Below are 8331 nucleotides of genomic sequence, written 5' to 3'. Positions count from 1 at the left end.
AAGATCATCCGCCCATCGGCCAATTACACCGGGCCCGAAGACCTCGCCTTCGTGCCGCTCAAGGATCGCAAGGAGGCGTAACGCCAATGCCCTATCTGGTTTCCGCCGACCTGCCCCGTGAAAGCGCCGGCAGCCGTTTCCGCGCCCTGCTGAACCGCCCGCAGATTTTGCAGCTCCCCGGCGCCCATAATGGCCATGCCGCCATCCAGGCCAAGAATGCCGGCTTCGAAGGGCTCTATCTCTCTGGCGCCGCCATGACCGCCTCCATGGGCCTGCCCGATCTGGGCGTCATCACTGTGGACGAAGTGGCCTTTTTCATCCGCCAGATCGCCCGCGCCTCCGGCCTGCCGCTGCTGGTCGATGGCGATACCGGCTATGGCGAGGCGCTCAATGTGATGCATATGGTGCGCACATTCGAGGAGGCCGGCGCGGGCGCGGTGCATCTGGAAGACCAGCTCCTCCCCAAGAAATGCGGGCATCTCAACGACAAGAAACTGGCCGATGCCCATGACATGGCCGCCAAGGTCGCTGCCGCCGCCAAGGCGCGTCGCGACATGGTGATCATCGCCCGTACCGATGCTGCGGCCAGCGAAGGTTTCGAGGGCGCGGTGGCCCGTGCCAAACTCTATGTCGAGGCCGGGGCGGATGCGATCTTCCCCGAGGCGCTGACCAGCATCGACATGTTCCGCGACTTCGCCAAGGCCATGCCGGGGGTCAAGCTTCTTGCGAACATGACCGAGTTCGGCCGCACGCCCTACCAGACGGCATCCGAGTTCGAGGCGCTGGGCTACGCCATGGTGATCTGGCCGGTGTCCTCGCTGCGCGTGGCCAACAAGGCGCAGGAAAAGCTCTACGCCACCATCAAGCGCGATGGCGGCACCAAGGCCATGCTGGACGAGATGCAGACCCGCCAGGAGCTCTATGACGTGATTGGCCTGCATGACTATGAGGCGCTCGACGCCTCGATCATCAAAACCGTCGTGCCCTGACCCCAGCGGGTTTGCAGTCCATTTACCACGCCTGCAAGTCGCGGGCGCGGTAAGCACCTCGTCAAGCTTCCCCGGCCTATGGTCAGCCCTTGGACACAGAAGGTGTCATGGGCATTGAGCGGAAGCATGAAAGAGGTTCGGGCAGCAGAACAGCGTGGCGACTGGCGCCGCACCATGGCTTTGCCGGTGCTGTTTGCGCTGGCGGCCGTTTTGGTGGCCGCCATTGTGGTCGACCGTCTGCACCAGCAATTGGCCGAAAGCCGGTTGCGGGCCGATGCGCTCAACCAGATCTCGGTGATCCGCGCCAAGCTGGAAGGCCATGTTTCCGGCAATATCCAGCTGATCAAGGGCTTGGTTGCGGTCATTTCCACCGAGCCGGACATGGATCAGGCCCGCTATGATGCCCTGGTAAGCAATATCTTCGATGAGGGCAGCCAATTGCGGTCGGTCGCCGCAGCGCCGGGTCTCGTCATCACCATGACCTATCCCCTGGCCGGCAATGAAGCGGCCATCGGGCTCGACTACCGCCACGTGCCAGCACAATGGCCAGCGGTGCGCAAGGTCCTCGAAACCGGTCAGCTCAACATTGCCGGCCCCGTAAACCTGGTCCAGGGCGGGCAGGGCTTTGTCGGCAGGTTCCCGGTTTTTACCGGCGAGGGAGACGATCGCAAGTTCTGGGGGCTGGTCTCGGCTGTGGTCGACGTCAACCAGCTCTATGCCGATAGCGGCTTGCTCGATCCCGATCTGCCGCTCAACATCTCGATCTCCGGCCATGACGGTACCGGCGGGCTGGGCGAGCGCTTTTACGGCCCCGATTTGAGCGCTGCCGACCCGGTCAAGGCCACGGTCGTGCTGCCCTCCGGCAGCTGGCAAATCGCTGCTGCCCCCAAGGCGGGATGGGGTACCGATCCGTTGACGACCTGGGCACTGCGCGGCCTGATCCTGGCCGCCGGAGCCCTTATCCTGTTCCCCATCTACGTGACCGGCCGCATGATCCGCGAACGTCATGAGCATATCCATCAGCTGGGTGAGCGTGAGAGCCAGCTGGCCCGGCTGACCCGCCGCCTCAACCTGGCGCTGGATGTGTCCAAGGTCGGGGTCTGGGAGCTGGACATGACGACCGATGTCGAGACCTGGGACGACCGCAACAACGAGATCTACGGCCTGCCGGCTGATGGCGGTGCCCGCACGCATGAGCATTGGAAACAGGCCGTACATCCCGATGATCGCGAGCGTGCCGAGGCCACGTTCCGCCAGATGATCACCTCGGGCTATTACGAGACCGACTATCGGGTGCTGCTCCCCGATGGCGAAATCCGCTATGTCCGCTCCGTGGGCGCGCTCTATACCGAGCCCGGTCAGCCCGACAAGGTGGTCGGCGTCAATTGGGACGTGACCAGCGATGTCAGGCTCAATGACGATCTGCGCCGCGCCAAGCAGCAGGCAGAGGCGCGCAGCAACGATCTGGAAGCGGCCCGTATCCGCATCGAGCACAATGCGCTGCATGACAGCCTCACCGGGCTGCCGAACCGGCGCTATCTGGACGACATGCTCAAGCGGCACGCTGCCGATGGCTATCACGGCAGCGGGTCGATTGCGCTCCTGCATATCGACCTGGACCGTTTCAAGCAGATCAACGACACGCTCGGCCATGCCGCGGGTGATGCCATGCTGATCCACGCCAGCAAGGTGCTGCGCGCCAATTGCCGGGAAACCGATTTCGTGGCCCGCATCGGCGGGGACGAGTTCGTCATCGTCTCCAGCGCCGGCTCGAGCGATGCGCGGCTGCGCCTGATGGCCGACCGCATCGTGCGCGAGATGCGCCGGCCCACCCAGCATGAGGGACATGAGGTTCGTTTCGGCGTCAGCATTGGCGTGGCCGTCTGCCGTTCGGCGGACATCAATGTCAACCAGTTGCTGGTCAATGCCGACATTGCGCTCTACCGCGCCAAGGCCCTGGGCCGGAACCGTCACGAGTTCTTTTCCGAGGCCCTGCAGGCTGAGGTGGTCAACACCAAGCGGGTGGCCGACGAAATCCTCAAGGGGCTGGAGCGGGACGCCTTCTTTGCCGTCTATCAGCCGCAGTTCGATGCCCAGACCCTGGAAGTGATTGGGGTCGAGGCCCTGGCCCGCTGGCGGCATGCCGATGGCAGCATCAAGGCGCCGGATTATTTCATGGATGTCGCCGAAGAGCTCAATGTGGTGGCCCAGATCGACAAGCTGATCCTGGAGCAGGCCCTGGGCGATCTTTCCCGCTGGGACAGCAAGGGGCTCAGCGTGCCGCGGGTCTCGGTCAATGTCTCGCTGCGGCGGCTGCATGACGAAGGCCTTGTCGACAGCCTCCGGGCCTTGCCGCTACCGCCCGGACGGCTCGCCTTCGAGCTGGTCGAGTCCATCTATCTGGACGAGAATGACGGGGTGGTGGCCTGGAATATCGACCAGATCAAGGAATTGGGCATCGATGTCGAGATCGATGATTTCGGCACCGGCTATGCCTCGATCGTGTCGCTGCAGAAGCTGCATCCGCGCCGGCTCAAGATCGACCGCCAGCTGATCGATCCCATCCTCAACCAGCCGGCGCAGCGCCAGCTGGTGGCCTCAATCGTGGATATCGGCAAATCCATGGATATCGAGATCGTCGCCGAAGGCGTCGAGACGCTCGAGCATGTCGAAATCCTGAGGGGCCTGGGCTGTGATGTGTTGCAGGGCTATGCGCTGGCAAAGCCCATGGACCGCGCGATGCTGGAAGAGTTCCTCGATCGCGGGCGGCACCGGCAGGCGGGCTGAAACCCGCCCGGCAACACCAGGCGGGTCGTCAGGTGATCGCCCTCAGTCGACCAGGAAATAGGTGATGGTGGTGACCACGCGTACCTTCTTGTCGATCTGCTTTTCCGGCCGGTCATTGGGAATCTCGACAGCCGGCAGGATTTCGAACACACCCTGATTGGCGGTTTGGATATCGCCCACCTGCGCGCCGGATTCGGCGGCGAACTGCTCGGCTGTCTCCTTGGCGCGCTGGGTGGCTTCGGTCAGCATCTCGCTTTTGAGGTCATTGATGCCGGTGAACACGAAGCTGGCGCCGGCGCTATAGGCGTCGGAGGAAAACACCACGCCCTGCCGCAGCAGATCGGCCACCGAACGGCTGGCATCTGCCAAATCCTGCACGCGGTCGGTGGTGACCAGCATGTCCTCGGTCAAAACGAAGCGATATTCGTCGTTCATCGAGGAAGCGCTGTAGCCGGCCGCGCGATCCTCGACGAGCACGTTCTGCACCTGTATCTCGTCTTCGGCAAAGCCGCGATCGGCCAGGAAGGCGCGCACCGCCGCCTCGGAGGCCTCAAGGCTCGTGCGCGCCGCCTGCAGGCTGGGCCCGGTGGCCACGAAGCGGATGGGCCAGAAGCCCAGATTGGCCTCGACGGCACGTTCAGAAAGCCCCTTGACCGTCACCACCCGCAGCGGCTGGCGGCTTTCCACCAGCGAGGTGCCGACAAACCAGCCGGCCAGCGCAATTCCGGCCGCCACGAAAAGAGCAGCAACAATTCCAGCGATTCTCATGATAGGTCCCTCTATCAATGTCCCCGGAGGGGAGTTGAGCGCCGCGATGATGGCGCGACCATGGCATAGAAGGAGGCGGCTGAATGGCGCATGAACAGGGCAAGTTCGGATTGGGCGTGGTGGGCGCGGGAATGGCCGCCAAGCCGCATGCGCAGGCACTCAACGCGCTCAAGGACAAGATCGCGGTGCGCGGTGTGTGGCGACGCAATCGGGATGAACTGAACCGGTTCTGCGCTGAATATGACATGCCGGCCGCCGAGAGCTATGAGGCCATGCTGGCCGACCCGGGGGTCGATGCCATCCTGGTGCTGACCCCGCCCAATGCCCGCGAGGAGATCGTGGCCGCCGCCGCCAAGGCGGGCAAGCATGTGCTGATGGAAAAGCCGGTGGAGCGCTCCACCGCGGCCGCTGAGCGCATCGTTGCCGCGTGTGACGAGGCCGGCGTGACGCTGGGCATCATCTTCCAACACCGCTTCCGCGCCGCCTCAATGGCGCTGGCCGAGAAGGTGGCGAGCGGCGAACTGGGCGATTTGCAGGCCGTGCACCTGGTCGTGCCATGGTGGCGCCCGCAAGAGGGGTATTACGACAAGCCGGGCCGTGGCAGCTTCGCCCAGGATGGCGGCGGCGTCTTGATCACCCAGGCGATCCATTCGCTCGACCTGATGCTGAGCCTGACCGGCCCGGTCAAGGCGGTGACCGCCCTCTCGGCCACCACCGGCCTGCACCAGATGGAAACCGAAGACTTCGTTGCCGGGGGCCTGGAATTTGCCAACGGCGCAGTGGGCGGGCTGATGGCCACCACGGCCAATTTTCCCGGCGGCCCCGAAAGCCTGACGCTCAATTTCGACAAGGCCAGCGCCACGCTGACCGGGGGCAACCTCACCCTCAACTGGTTCGACGGGCGCAATGAGACCGTCGGGGAAGCCAGTTCGTCCGGCGGCGGCGCCGATCCGATGGCCTTTCCCTTCGACTGGCACATGGCCCAGATCGCTGATTTTGCCGAGGCCGTGCAGCAGGGCCGCCAGCCGGTTTCAACCGGCCACACCGCGCTCAGCGTGCATCGCCTGATCGATGCGCTGATCCGCTCGGGCCAAGAGGGGAAACGGGTGGAAGTTTAGCTTGAAGGCCCCTCACCCGCCGCTTTGCGGCGATCTCTCCCCCAGAGGGAGCTGCCGGCCTAAGGCCGGGTGAGGGGGCCTTGTTTGGCTATGCCACCCGGGAAATATCCGGCACGGCGTCGAGCAGCATCCTGGTGTAGTCGGCCTGCGGATTGTCGAAGATGGCGTCGGTGGGCCCCTTTTCGACCAGCACGCCATTGTGCAGCACGCCCACCGCGCTCGACATCTGCCGCACCACCGCCAGATTGTGGCTGATGAGCAGATAGGTCAGGCCGAATTCGTCCTGCAATTCCTGCATCAGGTCGAGCACCTGGGCCTGCACCGAGACGTCGAGCGCCGAGGTGGGCTCGTCGCAGACAATGAACTCGGGCTGGCTGGAAAGCGCCCGGGCAATGGCGATGCGCTGGCGCTGACCGCCGGAGAATTCATGCGGGAATTTCCGCATGACCGACGGATCGAGGCGAACGCGGGTCAGCAGTTCTGCGACGCGCTGCTCGACCTCGGTGCGGTTGCGGGCAATGCCCAGGGTCCGCATCGGTTCGGCGATGATGTCGGCCACCCTCCAGCGTGGATTTAGGCTGGCATAGGGGTCCTGAAAGATCATCTGTACGCGCTTGCGCCGCTCCTGGTGCCCGGCCCCGCCGGCCCAGATATCGTGGCCATCGACGGTGATGGTGCCCGATGTGGGCCGCAACAGCCCAACGATCATCTTGGCGCAGGTGGACTTGCCCGAACCGGATTCGCCCACAAGGCCAAAGGTCTTGCCCTTTTCGATGGCGAAGCTGACATCGTTGACGGCGCGGAACATCTCGACCTTGCCGGGCAGGAGCTTGAGGAAGCCGCCGCCGCCGATCTCGAAATCGCGCACCAGATGCTTGATCTGCACATAGGCGCCATCGTCATTGGCCGCCTCAGCGGGCGTCACGTCGCCGGCCTGGCGCTGGATGGTCGGGATCGAATTGATCAGCTTGATGGTATAGGGCTCCTGCGGGCGGCGGATGATGTCGCCCACCGTGCCGGTCTCCACCACCTTGCCCTGATGCATCACCACCATGCGGTCCGCCGTCTGGGCGATGACGCCCATGTCATGGGTGATCAGCATGACCGCGGCGCCATGATTGGCGCAGAGCTTCTTGAGCACCTTGATGATCTGGGCCTGCACCGACACGTCGAGCGCCGAGGTGGGCTCGTCGGCGATGATCAGTTCCGGCTCGGCCGCGATGGCGAGCGCAATCACCACGCGCTGGCGCATGCCGCCCGAGAACTGGTGCGGATAGGAGTCGATGCGTTCGGCCGCCTTGGGAATGCCCGCCTCGGAGAGCAGGTCGATGGCCTTCTGGCGCGCTTCGGCCTCATTGAGTGGCAGATGGGTGCGGATGGTTTCGATCAGCTGTTCCCCGATCGTATAGAGCGGGTTGAGGCTGGTCAGCGGGTCCTGGAACACCATGCCGATGCGCTTGCCGCGCAATTTGGCCTTGGCCTCTTCAGGCAGATTGTCGATGCGCTCGCCTTTGAGGCGGATTTCCCCCGCCGCGATATGGCCGGGCCGTTCGATCAGGCCGATGACGGCTGAGCCGGTCATGGATTTGCCGGCGCCGGATTCGCCGACCACGCCCAGCACTTCGCCGGGCATGATATCGAAGCTGACCCCGTCCACGGCGCGGAAGACGTCGTCGCGGAAGGGGAACTCAACCACGAGATCCTTGATGGAGAGTACGGGCTCGGTCATCAGCGCAACTTCGGGTTGAGGGCGTCACGCAGCCAGTCACCCAGAAGGTTGACCGACAGGGCGAGCAGGACAAGGGTGACGGCCGGGAACAGCAGGATCCACCATTCACCGGAGAACAGGAATTGCTGGCCGATGCGGATCAGCGTTCCGAGCGAGGGCTGGGTGGGCGGCACGCCGACGCCGAGATAGGAGAGTGTTGCTTCCTCGATAATGGCCAGCGCCAATCCGATGGTGCCGATGACCAGCACCGGACCCATGACATTGGGCAGCACGTGGCGGAGCAGGATGATGAAGGGATTGACGCCCAGAATGCGGGCCGCCGAGACATAATCCTTCTGCCGCTCGACCATGGTGGCGCCGCGCACCGTGCGCGCGAACTGGGCCCAGTTGGCCAGGCCAATGGCCAGGATCAGCACCCAGATGGCGGCGCTTTCCTGCTGGTTGGGTGGAATGAGGCCCCGCGCCACGCCGAAAATCAGCAGCGCAATCAGGATGGCGGGGAAGCTCAGCTGCACATCGGCGACGCGCATGATGATGGCGTCCCAGATGCCGCCGAGATAGCCGGCGACCAGGCCCAGCCCGACACCCATCACCATGGCGAAGAGGGTGGCCGAGAAACCGACGAAGAGCGAGACCCGCGAGCCATACATGATGGTCGAGAGCACATCGCGGCCCTGATTGTCGGTGCCCAGGATGAAGTAACGCCCGCCAAAGGAATTGGAATTGGGCGCGGTGAACCCGTCCATCAGGTTCAGCGTGGCCGGATTGAACGGATCATAGGGCGCCAGCCAGGGTGCAAAGACCGCCATCAGGATCAGCACCAGCGCGACGATCGAGGCAACGATGGTGACCGGCGAATGCCGGTAGGACCAGACAATGTCAGACTTGAGGAAAGTCTTCCAACGCGAGGTCTTGGCGGCCACCACGGGCTGCTCGGGGG

Annotated in this window: 6 protein-coding genes; 3 read left to right on the top strand and 3 right to left on the bottom strand. The window is 64.2% G+C overall.

Annotated features, from left to right (window positions below; translation table 11 throughout):
* Nucleotides 1-86: 86 nt before the first annotated feature.
* Nucleotides 87-989, top strand: a complete 903-nt coding sequence (gene prpB, locus QZ564_RS05650) for a methylisocitrate lyase (RefSeq protein ID WP_297106007.1) — start codon at nucleotides 87-89, stop codon at nucleotides 987-989.
* 126 nt (nucleotides 990-1115) lie between these two features.
* Nucleotides 1116-3776, top strand: coding sequence for an EAL domain-containing protein (locus tag QZ564_RS05645; RefSeq protein ID WP_297106005.1), 2661 nt, complete (start codon nucleotides 1116-1118; stop codon nucleotides 3774-3776).
* Between the two features lie 42 nt (nucleotides 3777-3818).
* Here the strand turns inward: QZ564_RS05645 and QZ564_RS05640 are convergent, their stop codons facing one another.
* Nucleotides 3819-4544, bottom strand: coding sequence for an SIMPL domain-containing protein (locus QZ564_RS05640; RefSeq protein ID WP_297106002.1), 726 nt, complete (start codon nucleotides 4542-4544; stop codon nucleotides 3819-3821).
* A gap of 83 nt (nucleotides 4545-4627) precedes the next feature.
* Between QZ564_RS05640 and QZ564_RS05635 the strand changes: the two genes are divergently transcribed.
* Nucleotides 4628-5662: a Gfo/Idh/MocA family oxidoreductase gene (locus tag QZ564_RS05635; RefSeq protein WP_297105999.1), complete on the top strand. Its 1035-nt coding sequence runs from the start codon at nucleotides 4628-4630 to the stop codon at nucleotides 5660-5662.
* A gap of 88 nt (nucleotides 5663-5750) precedes the next feature.
* Here QZ564_RS05635 and QZ564_RS05630 read toward each other — a convergent pair whose 3' ends face one another.
* Together QZ564_RS05630 and QZ564_RS05625 are read right to left on the bottom strand one after the other, a co-directional pair.
* A complete protein-coding gene (locus QZ564_RS05630; RefSeq protein ID WP_297105996.1) occupies nucleotides 5751-7391 on the bottom strand; it encodes an ABC transporter ATP-binding protein in 1641 nt (546 codons plus the stop codon).
* The gene (locus QZ564_RS05625; protein WP_297106019.1) at nucleotides 7391-8314 is read right to left on the bottom strand and encodes an ABC transporter permease; all 924 of its coding nucleotides are present in this window, start codon (nucleotides 8312-8314) and stop codon (nucleotides 7391-7393) included. The genes QZ564_RS05630 and QZ564_RS05625 overlap by 1 nt, the downstream gene beginning before the upstream one ends.
* Nucleotides 8315-8331 lie beyond the last annotated feature (17 nt).

The organism is uncultured Devosia sp. (assembly GCF_913055165.1).
GTDB lineage: Bacteria > Pseudomonadota > Alphaproteobacteria > Rhizobiales > Devosiaceae > Devosia.
This window is presented reverse-complemented; position numbering and strand designations above follow the sequence as displayed.